Source organism: Ancylobacter rudongensis (assembly GCF_900100155.1).
Taxonomy (GTDB): domain Bacteria; phylum Pseudomonadota; class Alphaproteobacteria; order Rhizobiales; family Xanthobacteraceae; genus Ancylobacter; species Ancylobacter rudongensis.
Genome location: NZ_FMTP01000001.1, coordinates 459,992 through 476,461, shown reverse-complemented (window position 1 = coordinate 476,461; position 16,470 = coordinate 459,992). Strand labels below are relative to the sequence as shown.

Annotated in this window: 14 protein-coding genes; 8 read left to right on the top strand and 6 right to left on the bottom strand. The window is 67.0% G+C overall.

What is annotated here, in order from left to right; genetic code table 11:
• Position 1: 1 nt before the first annotated feature.
• Complete coding sequence (locus BLO63_RS02140; RefSeq protein WP_091436352.1) at positions 2 to 919, bottom strand: LysR family transcriptional regulator; 918 nt, start codon at positions 917 to 919, stop codon at positions 2 to 4.
• A 215-nt stretch (positions 920 to 1,134) separates the two neighbouring features.
• On the opposite strand from BLO63_RS02140, the gene BLO63_RS02135 reads away from it, so the two are divergent.
• The 7 genes from BLO63_RS02135 (at position 1,135) to BLO63_RS02105 (ending at position 6,936) form a co-directional block, all read left to right on the top strand.
• Positions 1,135 to 1,893 carry an SDR family NAD(P)-dependent oxidoreductase gene (locus BLO63_RS02135; RefSeq protein ID WP_091436350.1) on the top strand — a complete coding sequence of 253 codons (759 nt, stop codon included), beginning with the start codon at positions 1,135 to 1,137 and terminating at the stop codon, positions 1,891 to 1,893.
• Positions 1,887 to 2,627, top strand: coding sequence for an SDR family NAD(P)-dependent oxidoreductase (locus BLO63_RS02130; RefSeq protein ID WP_091436349.1), 741 nt, complete (start codon positions 1,887 to 1,889; stop codon positions 2,625 to 2,627). Before BLO63_RS02135 ends, BLO63_RS02130 begins: the two co-directional genes overlap by 7 nt.
• A 32-nt stretch (positions 2,628 to 2,659) precedes the next feature.
• Positions 2,660 to 3,436 (top strand): creatininase, encoded by a 777-nt coding sequence (locus tag BLO63_RS02125; RefSeq protein ID WP_091436348.1) that lies wholly within the window; start codon positions 2,660 to 2,662, stop codon positions 3,434 to 3,436.
• A gap of 193 nt (positions 3,437 to 3,629) precedes the next feature.
• Entirely contained in the window at positions 3,630 to 4,586 is a 957-nt protein-coding gene (speB, locus tag BLO63_RS02120; RefSeq protein WP_091436346.1) for an agmatinase, read from the top strand.
• Positions 4,586 to 5,542, top strand: coding sequence for an agmatinase (speB, locus tag BLO63_RS02115; RefSeq protein ID WP_091436344.1), 957 nt, complete (start codon positions 4,586 to 4,588; stop codon positions 5,540 to 5,542). Before speB (BLO63_RS02120) ends, speB (BLO63_RS02115) begins: the two co-directional genes overlap by 1 nt.
• 103 nt (positions 5,543 to 5,645) lie before the next feature.
• Positions 5,646 to 6,134 carry a DNA starvation/stationary phase protection protein Dps gene (gene dps, locus BLO63_RS02110; protein ID WP_091436342.1) on the top strand — a complete coding sequence of 163 codons (489 nt, stop codon included), beginning with the start codon at positions 5,646 to 5,648 and terminating at the stop codon, positions 6,132 to 6,134.
• Positions 6,135 to 6,387: 253 nt separating this feature from the next.
• A complete protein-coding gene (locus tag BLO63_RS02105) occupies positions 6,388 to 6,936 on the top strand; it encodes a MarR family winged helix-turn-helix transcriptional regulator (protein ID WP_091436341.1) in 549 nt (182 codons plus the stop codon).
• Between the two features lie 67 nt (positions 6,937 to 7,003).
• Here BLO63_RS02105 and BLO63_RS02100 read toward each other — a convergent pair whose 3' ends face one another.
• The 3 genes from BLO63_RS02100 to cckA form a co-directional block, all read right to left on the bottom strand.
• Positions 7,004 to 8,632 (bottom strand): alpha-D-glucose phosphate-specific phosphoglucomutase, encoded by a 1,629-nt coding sequence (locus tag BLO63_RS02100; RefSeq protein ID WP_091436339.1) that lies wholly within the window; start codon positions 8,630 to 8,632, stop codon positions 7,004 to 7,006.
• Positions 8,633 to 8,752: 120 nt separating this feature from the next.
• Positions 8,753 to 10,396: a glucose-6-phosphate isomerase gene (gene pgi, locus BLO63_RS02095; RefSeq protein ID WP_091436338.1), complete on the bottom strand. Its 1,644-nt coding sequence runs from the start codon at positions 10,394 to 10,396 to the stop codon at positions 8,753 to 8,755.
• Positions 10,397 to 10,427: 31 nt separating this feature from the next.
• Positions 10,428 to 12,956 (bottom strand): cell cycle histidine kinase CckA, encoded by a 2,529-nt coding sequence (gene cckA / locus BLO63_RS02090; protein ID WP_091436336.1) that lies wholly within the window; start codon positions 12,954 to 12,956, stop codon positions 10,428 to 10,430.
• Positions 12,957 to 13,216: 260 nt separating this feature from the next.
• Here cckA and BLO63_RS02085 point away from each other — a divergent pair, with 260 nt between their 5' ends.
• Positions 13,217 to 14,659, top strand: a complete 1,443-nt coding sequence (locus BLO63_RS02085; RefSeq protein WP_162841750.1) for a flagellar biosynthetic protein FliO — start codon at positions 13,217 to 13,219, stop codon at positions 14,657 to 14,659.
• Positions 14,660 to 14,842: 183 nt separating this feature from the next.
• Here the strand turns inward: BLO63_RS02085 and dksA are convergent, their stop codons facing one another.
• Both dksA and BLO63_RS02075 read right to left on the bottom strand, forming a co-directional pair.
• On the bottom strand, positions 14,843 to 15,259 hold the full coding sequence (dksA, locus tag BLO63_RS02080) for an RNA polymerase-binding protein DksA (RefSeq protein WP_018386958.1): 417 nt from the start codon (positions 15,257 to 15,259) through the stop codon (positions 14,843 to 14,845).
• A gap of 220 nt (positions 15,260 to 15,479) precedes the next feature.
• Positions 15,480 to 16,346 (bottom strand): MipA/OmpV family protein, encoded by an 867-nt coding sequence (locus BLO63_RS02075; protein WP_091436333.1) that lies wholly within the window; start codon positions 16,344 to 16,346, stop codon positions 15,480 to 15,482.
• Positions 16,347 to 16,470 lie beyond the last annotated feature (124 nt).

Here is a 16,470-nt window from a genome sequence, read left to right as displayed (position 1 = left end):
CTCAAGCGGCGGAATCGGCCGGGCTGCCGGCCTGCGCCCGCAATTCGCGCACGAAGGCGTCGACCAGCGGCTGCTCGCCCTTCAGCCGGCGGGTGGCGGCGAAATGGGTGGTCTCGAAGCCATAGGCTTCCGGCCGCAGCACCCGCATCTGGCCCCGCGCCACCCAGTCCTCGCCGATATGGCGCGGGAGATAGCCGATGAAGCGCCCCGACAGGATCATCATCACCTGCGCCTCCATCTGCACGATGGCGCCGCTCGCCCGCGGGTGGTTGACCCGGTAGAGGTCATCGAGGTGGCGATAGCGCCGCACCGAGAACAGCGCCTCCTCGATCCGCGCATGGGTGATCTCGCTGCCCGGCACCGTGAACAGCCCATGGCCGCGCCCACAATAGAGCGCCTGCGCCTCGCGGTTGAGCGGGACATAGGTGATCCCCGGCACCTTCTGCGAGAATGGCCCGACCACGAGATCGCGCGCGCCCTCCATCAGCGCCCGCTCCAGCTCCAACGGCGTTCCCAGTTCGAGATCGACGAACACTTCGGACGCATAGGCCATGTAGCGTGCCAGCGCCGTCTGCAGGCCGAGTTGCGGATTGGTGACGACGCCGTCGACGATGCCCACCCGCAGCCGACCGACCAGCCGCTGCTGATCGCGGCCGATCCGGCCATGGAAGGCGTCGATGTCCTCGAACAGCCGTTTGGTGGCGGCGAGGGTCGATTCGCCGAACGGCGTCAGCCGGAACCCCGCCCTGCCCCGCTCGCAGAGCTGGCCGCCGAGCTTGCGCTCCAGCGCGGCCAGATGGGTGGAGAGGGTGGATTGCGACAGGTTCAGCGCGATCTGCGCATCCTGGAAGCCGCCCTCCTGCGCCAGCACGACAAAGACGCGCAGCAGCCGCAGGTCGATATTGTCGAGACGGCGCATGCACACTCCCAATTCGTCAGGGCGGCCAGCGCGCCGCCAAAGTCCACACGGTCCCAATCGGGCGGATGTCAGCCTGCCCCCTTTGCAGCCTCACATCGACATTTGTCGATGTATCCTTCCACTAAATCCTATTCTTCCAGAACTGAATATGGAGAACGATGGGCTGTCCTCAAGGAACCCATCGTGCCCCACCCCTTCCTCTCCCGGTCCCACCCATGACACTCGACGGCCTTTCCGGTCGCACCGTGCTGGTCACCGGCGCCAGCCGTGGCATCGGCCTTGGCATTGCCCGCGCCTTCGCCGCCGCCGGGGCGGATCTGCACATGCTGGCCGAGGACGACGCGATCCATGAGGCGGCCGAGCGCCTCGGCGCGCGCGGCCACCACGCCGACATCACGTCGTCCGGTGACGTGGCCAGGGTCGCTGACGCCCTCCCCCATCTCGATGTGCTGGTGAACAATGCCGGCCTGGAGCGCGTCACCCCGCTGGACGATCCCGGCCCGGAGAACGAGGCCGTCTTCCGCCGGGTGGTCGAGATCAATGTCGTCGGCACCTTCCTCATCACCCGCGCCGTGCTGCCGCGCCTCACCCATGGCGGGCGCATCATCAACACCGCCTCGATCTGGTCGCGCGGGGCCGAATCGCTGTTCGGCGCCTATGTCGCCTCCAAGCACGCGGTGATCGGCCTCACCAAGACCTGGGCCAAGGAGCTTGGCCCGCGCGGCATCACCGTGAACGCCGTCTGCCCCGGCTGGGTGCGGACCGAGGCCTCGCTGCGCTCGCTCCACGCCATGGCGGCACGCACCGGCATCGCGCCGGAAGCTCTGCTGGAGGACATCGTCGCGGCGCAGATCCTGCCGGGTTTCATGGACCCCGAGGACGTGGCCGGCACATATCTCTTCCTCGCCTCCGACCTTGCCGGCAACATCACCGGCCAGAGCCTGGGCGTGGATCGAGGAGAATACCCATGGTAGCCCCGCACAAGGACAGCCCCCATAAGGATGTGCGCGTCATCGTCACCGGCGCGGCAAGCGGCATCGGCCGCGCCTGCGCCGATGCGCTCAGCGCCGCCGGCGCAAGGGTCATCGGCTTTGACCTGCATCCGCCACCGGACGAGACGCACTGGCCGACCATTCTGGTCAATGTCGCCGACGAGGCCTCGGTCATCGGCGGCATGGAAGCGGCAAAACGGGAACTGCGCGGCCTCGACGTCATCGTCAACTGCGCCGGAATCTGCGTGGAAACACCGCTGGCGAACTTCGACATCGCGGCCTTCGAGCGCATGGCGGCCGTCAATGTGCGCGGGCCGATTCTGATGGCGCGCGAGGCGCTGAGCCGCTTCAGCGGCGACGGCCCCATCCGTGGGCGCATCATCAACATCGCCTCCGAGCTGGCCTATCTCGGCCGCGCCGGCTTCTCCGGCTATGCCGGCACCAAGGGCGCCATCCTCACCCTCACTCGCTCCTGGGCGCGCGAGCTGGGGCCGGACATTCTGGTCAATGCCATCGCGCCGGGGCCGGTGGATACGCCGCTGCTCGATTTCGACAATCTCAGCGAGGAGCTGAAGCGGCTGGAGACGGGCAACCCGTCCCGCCGCGTCGGCCGCCCGGAGGAGGTCGCGCAGGCCGTGCTGTTCCTCGCGAGCCGCAGCACCACCTTCATCACCGGCCAGTGCATCAGCGTCGATGGCGGCGCGGCGATGCACTGAACCGAACGGCAATCAGCACTCAGGGGGACCGGATGGTCGACAGCGTACGTCTCGACGAACTCAGCTGGCCGGAATTCGCGGCGAAGATCGCCGCTGGCGCGCCGGTCCTCCTGCCGCTCGGCTCCACCGAACAGCATGGCCCGCATCTGCCGCTCAATGTCGACGTGGTGCTGCCCACCGGCGTGTGTGAGCGCATCGCCCGCGAGGTCGGCGGCCTCGTCGCCCCCACCGTCGCCTATGGCTGCAAGTCGATGCCGCGCTCGGGCGGCGGCGAGCAGTTCCCCGGCACCCTCAGCGTCGACGCCCACACCTTCGCGCTGGTGCTGCGCGACGTCATCCGCAACCTCGCCCGGCAGGGCGTGCGCCGGCTGGTGGTCGTTAACGGTCATTACGAGAACCTCTGGCCCTCGGTCGAAGGCCTCGATCTCGCCCGCCGCGAGATTGCCCGCGATGGCATCACCGATTTCACCGTGATGCGGCTGGAGTACTGGGACTTCGCCCAGCGCGCGACGCTGGAGAGCATCTTCCCGGCCGGCTTCCCCGGCATTGAGCTGGAGCATGCCAGCCTGATGGAAACCTCGCTGATGCTGGTGCTGCGGCCGGATCTGGTCGAGATGGACAAGGTGCCCAGCGACGGGCCGGCCACCTTCCCGCCCTATGACCGCTTCCCCGTGCCCGACGATTTCGGCCTGCCGCCCTCCGGCGTGCTGGCCGTGGCGACCGGCTCGACCACGGAAAAGGGCGAGGCGCTGATGGCCGACTATGTCACTCACATCTCCGCCGCCATCCGCAAGGAATTCGGGCTGTAGGCCTGCGTGTCCCGGCCCAGCGACGCTGCAGGCGGAGCGCCGCGCCGGGATCCAGGGAAAAATCCCGAGGCTCCATTTTGCCTTGCCTTTGCCGCCCGCGGCGACGTCTTGCGCTGGGTCCCGGATCGGCGCCGCGCCACGCGTGGCTTGTCCGGGACACAGGAAAACGGGGCAGCGCCCCAATGAGGCTGATATGACCAACACCTTCGAGCCGCTCGATTCCGGCACCGTCCCGCGCTTCGCCGGGCTTCCCACCTTCATGCGGCTGCCGGTGGCAACGCCGGCCGAGGTCGACATCGCCATTCTCGGCGTGCCGTTCGACCTCGGCACCACCAACCGCGCCGGCACCCGCCACGGCCCGCGCGAACTGCGCAACCAGTCGAGCCTGATGCGGCGCGTGCACCATGTCACCGGCCTGTCGCCCTACGACCGCGCCCGCGTCGCCGATTGCGGCGACGTCATCATCGACCCGTTCGACCTGATGCGGTCGCTCGACATCATCACCGCGCATTATGAGGGTGTGCGAGCGGCCGGCGCCCTGCCGCTCACCGCCGGCGGCGACCACCTCATCAGCCTGCCGATCCTGCGCGGGCTGGCGAAGAACGGCCCGGTCGGCCTCATCCAGTTCGACGCTCATTCCGACACCTACGACACCTTCTTCAACGGCAGCCGCTACACCCATGGCACGCCGTTTCGTCGCGCCATCGAGGAAGGGCTGGTCGACCCGAAGCGCTTCGTCCAGATCGGCCTGCGCGGCGCCATCTCCGACGCCGGCAATTACGACTATGCCCGCGAGATGGGCGTGCGGATCATCTTCATCGAAGAGTTCATGGACCGCGGCGTCGAGGACGTGATGGCGGAAGCCCGCGCCATCGTCGGCGCGACGCCGACCTATGTCACCTTCGACATTGACGGCATCGACCCCTCGCAGGCGCCGGGCACCGGCACGCCGGAGATCGGCGGCTTCTCCACCCGCGAGGCGCAGGCGATGGTGCGCCTGCTCGACGGGCTGGACATCATCGGCGCCGATCTCGTCGAGGTGGCGCCGCCCTTCGACCCTTCCGGTCTCACCGCTCTCACCGGCGCGACCATCCTGTTCGAACTCCTTTGCGTCCTCGCCGGCGTGGTGGAAAAGAGGGGTGAACGCTGATGTCCCACGGCTATGAAAACGGTCGCTTAGACCTTCCATTCGTTGGCATTTGCACCTTCGGCAAATACCCGCTGCAGCTCGACTGGGACAAGATCGACGCCGATGTTGCCGTCCTCGGCGCACCGTTCGATCTCGGCACCCAATGGCGCTCCGGCGCCCGCTCCGGCCCACGCGCCATCCGCGAAGCCTCGACGCTGTTCTCCTTCGGCCATGCCGGCGCGTATGACCACGAGGACGACGTGACCTATCTCGCGGCGGAGACCACCCGCATCGTCGATATCGGCGACGCCGACATGATCCACACCGACACCGAGGGCAGCCACGCCAATATCGAGCTGGCCGTGCGCAAGATCCTCGCCGCTGGCGCTCTCCCGGTCGTGCTCGGTGGCGATCATTCGATCAACATTCCCTGCATTGAGGCGTTCTCCGAGCAGGAGTCGATCCACATCGTCCAGTTCGACGCCCATCTCGACTTCGTCGACGAGCGCCACGGCGTAAGGCGCGGCCATGGCAACCCGTTGCGCCGGGCGGCCGAGAAGCCCTATGTCACCGGCCTCACCCAGCTTGGCATCCGCAATGTCTCCTCCACCGCGCGGGAGGGCTATGAAGCCGCCCGCGCCATGGGCTCGGACATTCTCAGCGTCCGTCAGATCCGCGAGCTCGGCACGGAGGCGGTGCTGGCGCGTATTCCGGCGGGCAAGCGGTATTACGTCACGATCGACATAGACGGCTTCGACCCCTCCATTGCCCCAGGCACCGGCACGCCGAGCCATGGTGGCTTCACCTATTACGAAGTGCTGGAGTTGCTCGACGGGCTGACCCAACGGGGCAACGTGGTTGGAGTCGATCTGGTCGAGGTGGCCCGCGAATACGACCCATCGGGCGTCACATCCATCCTCGCCGCCCAGGTGCTGCTCAACTTCATCGGCCGGATTCTTCATCGTCGGGGCTCTTGAATACCGTTCGATAGGTCCAATCTTCTCCCTGTCGATGCACCTTCCGCACCGCGCGGCCGCCCGATAGCGTTAATGCCGGGCCGGCACATGAAGAGGACCACCCATGCCTGTCCACGACACCGCCAACGACGTCCCCTCCAACGCCAAGAATGTCGCCATCGAACTGCTCAATGCCAACCTCGCGGCGGGCATCGACCTCGCACTGGCCATCAAGCAGGCACACTGGAACCTGAAGGGGCCGCAGTTCATCGCCGTGCACGAAATGCTCGACGGCTTCCGCGCTGAAATGGACGGCCATACCGACACTATGGCCGAGCGGGTCGTGCAACTGGGCGGCACGGCGCTCGGCACCACCCAGGCGGTTGCGGAAGGAAGCCCGCTGAAGCCGTACCCCACCGACATCTACGCTATCCCCGCCCACCTCAAGGCGCTGGCCGAGCGTTTCGGAACTGTGGCCAATAATGTGCGCAAGGCCATCAACGATTCTGACGATGCGGGCGACCCCACTACCGCCGACATCTTCACGGCCGCCTCGCGCTCTCTCGATAAGGCGCTCTGGTTTCTCGAATCGCACCTCGAAGTTCCGCGCTGAACGGGTTTGCATCCCTCCCATTTTTGGCCCGACCCCTTGCGACTGGCAGAGCTCGCAATGATGCACCCTGCCCGCCAATGATTTTCCGTGGACCGAAGCGCCCCTCTCATAAATACGTTGGCCACCGCCCCATTTTCTCAATAATCTGCTGCCCAACATCATCGTCGCTCTGCCGTGACGGCTTCCCGTCACGGCAGAGGCAGGGGCCGGCACATCGGCCGCGGGCGTCGCTACTGGGACGGGAACGGCAGGCATGAGGTCAACTGCACGCAAAGCGGCTCAGGCGGTGGAGACGGCGGACATCTCCGACGCCCCCCGAGAGGGCTTTCCGGCAACGGCGGTTAACGACCCGGCTGGAGGCACGACACGGATCACTCATTGGGAAATCGGGCGGTTGATCGAGCGCGCCCACCGCCGCTTCCTGGACGTGCTGCGCGCCGAATTGACACGACTCAGTGTCGACGACATCAGCCCCTCGCAGGTGATGCTGCTGTTCACGATCGGCAATGACGAGCTCTCCGTCCGCGACCTTCTGGAACGTGGGCATTATCTGGGATCGAATGCCTCGTACAATCTGAAGCAGCTTGTCGATGCCGGATATGTCCACCGCACCGCCTCGCAGCGTGACCGACGTTCGGCACGCCTGCGATTGAGCGAGAAGGCGCAGGATCTCTGCGACGCCATCCGCGCGACGCATGACAGCCGCCAGACAAGCCATGACAACGACCAGACGACCGAACTCGGCATCGCCTATGGCGTGCTGCGCCGGCTCGAACTGCTGTGGACCGGTTCCCTGCGCTGAGGAGCCGGTGCGGACACCTACGACCCGTAGATGCCCCCAGAGCGCGGGATGTCTCCCGCGACGCCGTTCAGGTGATGACGGTTGGGGCGCTGCGGCCGGTGCGGCCCTCAATATCCGGCAAGTCGCGGGCGATCTGCACCAGGCCGGCAAGCGCGTCCTGGGTGTCGAGGTCGTGGCGGATCGGATCGGCTTCGTAGCGCTCCAGATAGAGCCGCAGTGTCGCGCCCGCCGTGCCCGTTCCGGACAGGCGATAGACCAGTCGCGAGCCATCGGTGAAGAACACGCGGATGCCCTGCTTGGTCGTCACCGAACCATCGATCGGGTCGTGATAGGAAAAGTCGTCGGCACGCTCGACCGTTAGCCCATTGATGACCGTGCCCGGCAATGTATCCAGCCGCGCACGCAGATCTGCCATCAGCGCATCGGCGGCCGCGCTGTCGACCTCCTCGTAGTCGTGACGGGTGTAGTAGTTGCGCCCGTAGGTTTCCCAATGCTCCGCCACAATCTCGGCCACGCTCTGCCGCCGCACGGCGAGGATGTTGAGCCACATCAGCACGGCCCACAGCCCATCTTTCTCGCGCACGTGATTTGAGCCAGTGCCGAAGCTCTCCTCGCCGCACACGGTGGCGAGACCGGCATCGAGCAGATTGCCGAAGAACTTCCAGCCCGTCGGCGTCTCATAGCATTTCACGCCAAGCTTCTCGGCCACCCGGTCCGCCGCACCGCTTGTCGGCATGGAACGGGCGATGCCGGCGATGCCGTCCTTGTAGCCCGGCGCCAGATGAGCATTGGCCGCGATGATGGCGAGCGAATCCGACGGCGTCACGAAGCGCCCGCGGCCGATGATCATGTTGCGGTCGCCATCGCCATCCGAGGCGGCGCCGAGGTCCGGCCCGTCGTCCGACATCAGGAGATCGTTGAGTTCCTTAGCGTGAACGAGATTCGGGTCGGGATGGTGGCCGCCGAAATCCGGCAGGGGCTCGCCATGCATCACCGTGCCCGGCCGGGCACCAAGAGAGTCCTCAAGGATCGCGCGCGCATAGGGGCCCGTCACCGCGCTCATCGCGTCGAAGCGCATCGTGAAGCCGGAGGCGAACAGGTCGCGGATGGCATCGAAATCGAACAGTTCGCCCATTAGCTCGGCATAGTCCTCGACCGGGTCGATGACGTCGACCACCATGTCGCCGACGCGGGCGATGCCGAGCGCATCGAGATCGACATCGTCGGCCTCCATGATCCGGTACTCACGGATCGTCTTGGTCCGCTCGAAGATGGCGTCGGTCACGTGTTCGGGCGCCGGACCACCATTGCCGATATTGTACTTGATACCGAAATCGCCGTGCTCACCGCCCGGATTGTGACTGGCGGAAAGAATGATGCCGCCAAAGGCCTCGTGCTTGCGGATGACGCAGGAGGCGGCCGGTGTCGATAAAATGCCCCCCTTGCCCACCAGCACACGTCCGAAGCCGGCGGCGGCAGCCATCTTGATGACGATCTGGATCGCCTCGCGATTGTAGTAGCGCCCGTCGCCGCCGATCACGAGCGTCTCGCCCTCGAAGGCATCGAGACTATCGAAAAGCCCCTGCACGAAGTTCTCGATATAATGCGGCTGCTGGAAGACCGTGACCTTCTTGCGCAGACCGGAGGTGCCGGGTTTCTGGCCTTCAAACGGCGTAGTGGCGACGACGCGGATCATGCTCGCTCCCGGACTTTGCTCAATTCTTCCCCGACAGAGCCGCAGCCGAGCCGGGATCGTTAGACGTTTGGCGAGGGGTCCCGGTTCCCGCCTTAGGCGGGCCCGGGACCGTGCGCGGCATTATTTAGCCACGAGATGGCGGAGCAAACCGGCCGCTGAGGTCGAGACACTGTCGGGCGCGACGCCGCTTTCCACCGCCGGTAGCAATGTGTTGGCGAGTTCCTTGCCAAGCTCCACGCCCCACTGGTCGAAGCTGTTGATGTTCCAGATCGCGCCCTCGACGAACACACGGTGCTCGTAGAGGGCGATGATGCGCCCGAGCGTGTAGGGATCGAGCGTCTCATAGGCGATCGTCACCGAGGGCCGGCTGCCGGTGAAGACGCGGTGCGGGGCGATCTTGTCGGCGCTCGCCTCGTCACGGCCGGCGGCGAGAAGCTGCGCTTTCGCTTCTTCCAGCGTACGGCCGCGCATCAGCGCCTCGGACTGGGCGAGGCAATTGGCGATCAGCATGGCGTGCTGGCGCTTAAGGCCCGGCTCCTTCTCTTCGGCATGGCCCTTTGCCGCGATAAGGAACTCGACCGGGATCGGGCTGGTGCCCTGGTGGATGAGCTGGAAGAAGGCGTGCTGCCCGTTGGTGCCCGGCTCGCCCCAGACCACCGGCCCGGTATCATGAGCCACGGTCTTGCCGTCGAGCGTCACATGCTTGCCGTTGCTCTCCATGTCGAGCTGCTGGAGATAGGCCGGCAGACGCGCCAGATGCTGGTCATAGGGAATGACCGCGCGGGTGGCATAGCCGCATACGTCACGGTGCCAGATGCCGACGAGGGCCAGCAGCACCGGCAGGCTCTTCTCCAGCGGCGCGGTACGGAAATGCTCGTCCATGGCGTGACCGCCGGCAAGGAAGCGGCGGAAATGCGCTTCGCCCACGGCGATCATCACCGGCAGACCAATCGCCGACCACACCGAATAGCGACCGCCCACCCAATCCCAGAAGCCGAACACCCGATCCGGCGCGATGCCGAAGGCAGCCACCTTGTCGAGCGCGGTGGAGACGGCGGCGAAGTGGTTGGCCACCGCCGCCTCGCCCAGCGCCTCGACGATCCAGTGCCGCGCGCTGGCGGCGTTAGACATGGTTTCCTGGGTGGTGAAGGTCTTGGACGCGACGATGAACAGGGTGGACGCCGGATCGAGGTCCTTCACCGTGTCGTAGAGATGAGCGCCGTCGACATTGGAGACGTAATGGGCGCGCGGCCCGTCATGATAGGGCGTCAGCGCGATGGTCGCCATGACCGGGCCGAGGTCGGACCCGCCGATGCCGATATTGACCACATCGGTGATCGGCTTGCCGGTCCAGCCCTTCAGCGTGCCGGAACGGATGCCCTCGGCGAAGGTCGCCATGGCGGCAAGCACGGAAGCGACGTCCGCGCGCACATCCTGCCCGTCGACCGTGAGCGGCGTCTCGCCGGGGTCACGCAGCGCTGTGTGCAGCACGGCACGGTCCTCGGTGAGGTTGATGTGCACGCCGGTAAACATCGCCTCGCGCTTGGCCTCGACGCCGGCGGCGCGGACGAGATCGAGCAGCAGGCCGAGCGTGTGCGCGGTCAGCGAGCACTTGGAGAAATCGAGCAGCATGTCCTCGAAAGAGGCGGAGAAGCTGGCGAAACGGTCGGGATCGGCGGCGAACAGGTTCGCCACCTTTTCCTCGGCCCGGGAAGCATGGTCGGCGGCCAGAGCCTTGAAGACGTCCTCGGTCGCTGCGCTCATCTCATCCTCCAGACGGTCCCCTCGCGGGACATTACTCGGTACGGCCCGGTTCACTCCGGCCCATGCTCGCCTTCACCGCCTCGATCAACTGCTTGAGGGTGAACGGCTTCGGCAGGAAGCCGAAATCCGCCCCCTCCGGCAGGTTCTTGGCGAAGGCTTCCTCGGCATAGCCCGACATGAATATCACCTTGATGTCGGGATGGGTGGGGCGCAACTCTTTCAGCAGCGTCGGCCCGTCCATTTCCGGCATCACCACGTCGGAGAGGATCAGTTCGACCTCGCCGGGGTGCTGGGCCATCACCTCCAGCGCCTCGACGCCGGAACCCGCCTCCAATACGTGATAGCCGCGCGACATCAGCGCCCGGGCGGCGAAGGCGCGCACCGCTTCCTCGTCCTCCACCAGCAGCAGCGTGCCGCGCCCGGTGAGGTCGGTCGCCTTGGCCGGAAGGTCGGGCTCCGGCGCGCGCGGGGCCAGCTCGGCCGCGTCGGGAACATGGCGCGGCAGGAAGACCCGGAACACCGAGCCCTGCCCCATCGCGCTCTCCACCTGAAGGGTGCCACCCGTCTGCTTGACGATGCCATAAACCGTCGAGAGGCCAAGGCCGGTACCCTTGCCGACCTCCTTGGTGGAAAAGAAGGGCTCGAAAATCTTGTCGAGAATGGCGGGCGGGATGCCGGTGCCGGTGTCAGCCACCTCGACCAGCACGTGATCGGCGTGCGGCAGGCCCGCTTCGGCATAGACCGCGCTCTGCTCCGCATTCACATTGGCGGTGCGGATGGAGAGCGTGCCGCCCTCCGGCATGGCGTCGCGCGCATTGACCGCGAGGTTGACGATCACCTGCTCGAACTGGTTGAGATCCGCCTTCACCGGCCAGAGATCGCGCTCTTCTTTGACTTCCAGCTTGATCGTCTCGCCCAGCAGGCGGCGCAGCAGCATGGTGAGGTCGCTCATCACGTCGCCGAGGCGCAGCACCTGCGGGCGCAGCGTCTGCCGGCGCGAGAAGGCGAGCAACTGGCGAACCAGTCCCGCCGCACGGTTGGCATTCTGCTTGATCTGCATCACGTCCTGGAAGGACGGATCGGTGGGCCGTGCATTGGCCAGCAGGAGGTCAGAATAGCCGATAATGGCGGTCAGCACATTGTTGAAGTCGTGCGCCACGCCGCCGGCGAGTTGGCCGACCGCCTGCATCTTCTGCGACTGGGCGAACTGGGCTTCCAGCGCCCGCTGCTCCGTGGTCTCGATCACATAGACGATCGCCGCTTCGCGGGCGCCGACGCCATCCTCGACCGAGGCAAAATAGAGCCTAGCCGAACGCCCACCCTCACGCTCCAGCACGATATCCAGCGGCGCGGCGGGCGCCTGCCCGTGCACCGCCGCCTCCAGCGCCAGTTCGAGAGGGCTGCGCGCCGCCTCGGGCACGATGTCGACGATGCGGCGGCGCTCGTCCTCGCGCCCGCCGAACAGCCGGGCGAACATGGCATTGGCGCGGACGATGCGCCCTTCCACATCGACTTCGGCGATGGCGATCGGGGAATTGTGGAAGAAGCGCGCGAAACGCACCTCGGCCGCGCGGGCCGGATCGGCCGCATTGTCCTCCCGCGAGCGGTTGACCACCAGCGTGCGCGACGCCCCTGGCGTGCCGTCCGACGCATAGGCGACGCGGTGCCAGAGCCGGACAGGCAGCGGCTGGCCATTCTTGCGCCGCAGGTCGAGGTCGAGCACCTCGGTGCGGACCCCGCCGGGCAATGGCGCCATGCCGGTCAGCAGCGCCGCAGCCGGGCCGGGCACAATGTCGCCGACCGAAAGACCGCCCGGGCCGAACTCGGCGAGGTCATAGCCCAGCCAGTCCACCAGCGTGGCGTTGATGTAGTGGATCGCCCCGCCAGCGGCGGAGAAGAAACCGGCCGGAGCGTGGTCGAGATAGTCGATGGCGTGCTGAAGCTCGAGAAAGGCGGTCTCCTGCCGCTCGCGCTCGCGCGTCAGGTCGCTGACTGTCCACACGGTGGCGCGCACGCCCTTGCCGGAAGTGGCGGCGCGCCGCGCGCCAAGCCTGAGCCAGCGCACTGGCTGGCCGGGACCCGCCAAGCGCACCTCTTCCACGGCCGCACGGCCCTCGCGAACCCCTTGCACGAGGCGATACACCGCCTCGGAGGCGTCCGGGTCGCTGGTGAACAGGCGCTCCACCGGTCGTGCCTCCGCCGGCGCGGCCGCGCCGGTGATCTCGCAATAGCGCGGATTGGCGTAGAGCACGCGCCCGAGCGTATCGACGATGCTCACCCCCTCGGGGGCGCTGTCGACGATTCGGCGAGCGAGTTCGTCGCGAAGGTCCGGCGCGCCGAAACGCAGCAGGCCGGCGGCATAGGCGAACAGCGCGAAGACGCCGACGACGGCCAGAACCGTCAGCAACCCGATGATCCAGGGGTCGGCGCGGTCGCGCCCCAGCAGCAACAGCGACACCACGGCACCGACAAGCGCCAGCGCCACCAGCAGCACCAGCCTTATGCTGCCGCCGATCTCGGTTCGGTCGATCGTGGGATCGTCGCGTCCGCCGTTCGCCATATCCAAGCCAGAAGCCTTTCGCTGCCGCCACCGACGCAGCGCAGCGAGGCGATTCAACCTGAGCTTCTTGGTGCCTGACACGCTCCCCGGGAGCAAGGCCCGATTGGGCTTATCCGCCGCCAGCAGGGCTTGCGAGCCGCGCGCAGGGGCGGAAAGGGGCGCGGGGCTTGCCCGGCGCGCCCTTACGCGACACAAAGGGCGCATGTAATCGGCCTGTGCGACGCCTGCGCAGGCCTCCGGCCTTGCAGGAGATGTGGCGCATGATGGATGTACTGGCCGATCTCGGAACGTTCGCCGTGCCGATCCTCGCCCTTGTCGGGCTGATCGTGCTGGCGGGCCTCGTCGTCTGGCTCGGGCGCCGGGCGCGGCGCAGCCGAGGCCACGGCCTGGTCGCCGGCCACCGGCTGGCCGTCATCGACCATATACAGATCGACGACACGCGCCGCCTCGTGCTGATCCAGCGTGACGATGTCCAGCACCTCGTCGTGCTCGGCGGCGGCAGCGACTTTCTGGTGGAAAGCGGCATCGGCGCCATCCATGCCCGGGCACCGCAGCATCCGCACGCCCCGCCCCGTGGACCGGAGCTCTCACGCGGTCCTGAGCCGATGCGAGCACCCGAGCCGGCCCCGCCACACGATTCCCTGCGGGCGGCAGAGCCGCTGCGGACCGAACCCCTGCGCGCCGAGCCCCTTCGTGCAGAGCCCCTGCGCGCAGCGGAGCCCCCTCGCCCGGACCCGCTGCGTGCCGAGCTCCCGCGCGGCGAGTTCCATCGCGCCGACCCACTGCGCGAGCCTCCCCGCAGCCCGCGTGACCTGCCGCCGCTGCCTCCGGCCGCGCCCCGGGCGCCGCGCCCGACGCCTCTCCCCCCTGAAGCGCGCACACCTGTCGAGCCACGTCCGACAATGGTGTCGCGCGGTCCGGCGCGCGACATCGCCGTCGAGCCGGCTGCCCTTGCTCCTGCCCCGATGGCCACCGCGCCGATTGTTGCGGCGGCGCCCTTTGCCCGACGCTCGGTCGAGCCGCGCGTTCAAGGCCCCGATGAACTGGCACGCGGTCAGGCGCAGGCACCTCAACTGCCTCACACGCCCCCGGCGGCCCCGGCGGTCCAGCGCGCCGAGCCGGTCGTCGCACCCCCGTCCGAGCCGGAGACCGGCGCACGGGTGTCGGTGAAGGTGGACCCGCTCTTCGCCGGCATGGCCGACCATCTCGAGGAGGCGTTGCGGCGCCCGGCGCTGCCCGAAGGCGAGGCCGGCCGGCAGCCCGGCCCGGTCATCCAGCCTTCGGCCATTACGTCCCCGGCCTTCGAGCGCGCCCTCGAACGCGCGATCGACCGTCCGGCCGCGCCCGTGCGCGGAACTGAAGGTCGGCGGCAGGAGGGGCCTGCTTGGTCCCCAGAATCTCCGGCCGCCGCCCCGACTCCGGTTGTCGTTGCCTCACCCGCCGCCGCGCCTGCACCGGCGCCGGTTCCCCAGAGCGTCGCGCCCGGCATTGAGCGTCCGGAGGCCGCCTTGCGCGATGCGCCGTCATCCGAGATCCGCGTAGACGCGAAGCCGGCTGAGGGGGCGCCGCCGATTCGCGCCATCGACATGTTTGCGCCGGCGATCGACCTTCCTGACGCGGCCGACGACGCGCGGCCGGCGGAGCCCGCCGATCTGTTCGAAGAAGAAATGGCCAATCTCCTGGGCCGCAACCGCCGCCCCTGAGCACGCCGGTTCCGAGGCCGATGCCAAGACGTTCAAACGAAAAAGGGCGACCCGTTGTGCGGATCGCCCTTTTTCCATGCTCTGTCGATGCCTTCTGCCCGCTTAACAGCCCGGTCCGGACGAGACGTCTCCGGAATTTTCGTCCGGTGTCGTCTCGCGGAGACCGGCATTCATCTCCCGGGTTCAGTCGTCGCGGTAAACGCGCTCGCGACGCTCATGGCGTTCCTGCGCCTCGATCGACAGCGTCGCGATCGGCCGGGCCTCAAGCCGCTTGAGCGAGATCGGCTCGCCGGTCTCCTCGCAATAGCCGTAGGACCCGTCATCGATCCGCTCCAGCGCCGATTCGATCTTGGCGATCAGCTTGCGCTGGCGGTCGCGGGCCCTGAGCTCGATCGCGCGATCGGTTTCCGACGACGCGCGGTCAGCGATGTCAGGGTGATTCTGGTTCTCGTCCTGAAGGTGCTGAAGTGTCTCTTTCGCCTCGCGCAGGATGTCTTCCTTCCACTGCAGCAGCTTCTGGCGGAAATACTCCCGCTGCCGCTCGTTCATGAAAGGCTCGTCCTCGCGGGGGCGATACTCTTGGTCGATCTCAACCGACATCGGCCTTGGTCCTCGTTTTCCGGGGGCACCCCTATCGGGCGGAGCTTATATCGCCCCACTCCGCCCCGCACAACACCTCACAGCGTCATGCGGGTGACACAAAATGCCGGATTTTTCAGCAGCTTGAGCGCCGAAACGAGGCAGAAGGCAGGGTTTGCCCCCTGGTGCGGCAACAGTCTGCGCCGCTGTCGGCGCGAGGCCGGTACAGGGACCCGCGCGCCTACTCGAAACCGAGGAAGAAGGTGTAGGCGAGCGAGACACCCGCCTGGAACTGGTTGCGATCGCCGTTCTGCACAACGAGCGGGCTGTCGGCCGCCTCATCCATAAGATATTTGTACTCGGCAAACACCGAGCCGGTGATGTTCTCAGTGAAGCGCTTCACCACCTGGCCGCCGAAGCCCACCGAATAGATGCCGCCGCCCGCCTGATAAGGCGTCAGCGGATTGCCGAGAGCCTGGGCGAAAGCCGCCTCGGTCGGTGTCACGCCGTAATAGGTGTCGATATAGCCCGAGCTTGCCAACGTCATGCGCGGTCCGGCCGAGATGGTGACACCCCAGAGTTCCGGGCTGAAATGGATCGCATCGACCGCGAAATCCGCCACCACGCCCTCGAACCCGCCAAAGCCGTAGCGAACGTCACCGCGCAGACGCAGCCAGTCCATCGGGAACCACTGGGCGTAGCCGCCGACCTGGAAGGCGTAATCAATGTCGGCCATGCCACGCAGGGCGTTGGAATTGGACGAATCCCGCTTCCAGTTCATCGTGCCGGTGATGCCGACCTCAAACGTGCCGTTGTCGAACAGCGCGAGGCTGGGATTGTCGTTGAAGCTCTTGAACTGGCTCAACTGGTCGGCGCGGGTGATGCTGATGATCGGCTTGAAGCCAAACTCGTAATCGTCCGAACCCATCCAAGTCGGCACCGCCATCACATAGCCGCCCACCGTCACCGTCCACTGACGGTCGCGGGATTCAGCCGGGGCGTAGGTCGGGTCCCCCTTATAGGCCATGTCGGCTGCCTGGGCCAGCGAGGCCGACAGACCAAGTGCCCCCGCGACAACCACGACACCAGCGAAGCCGACTGACCGCATTGCAACCATCCTGTGAAACCCAGAGCGCATTCCTTACAGCAGCATAGCCGCAAAGTGGTTGCCGAAAAGTCACTTAACGCGCGTCAATCATTTGGGCGGTAACGGGCGCGGGTGCTCGCCCCCG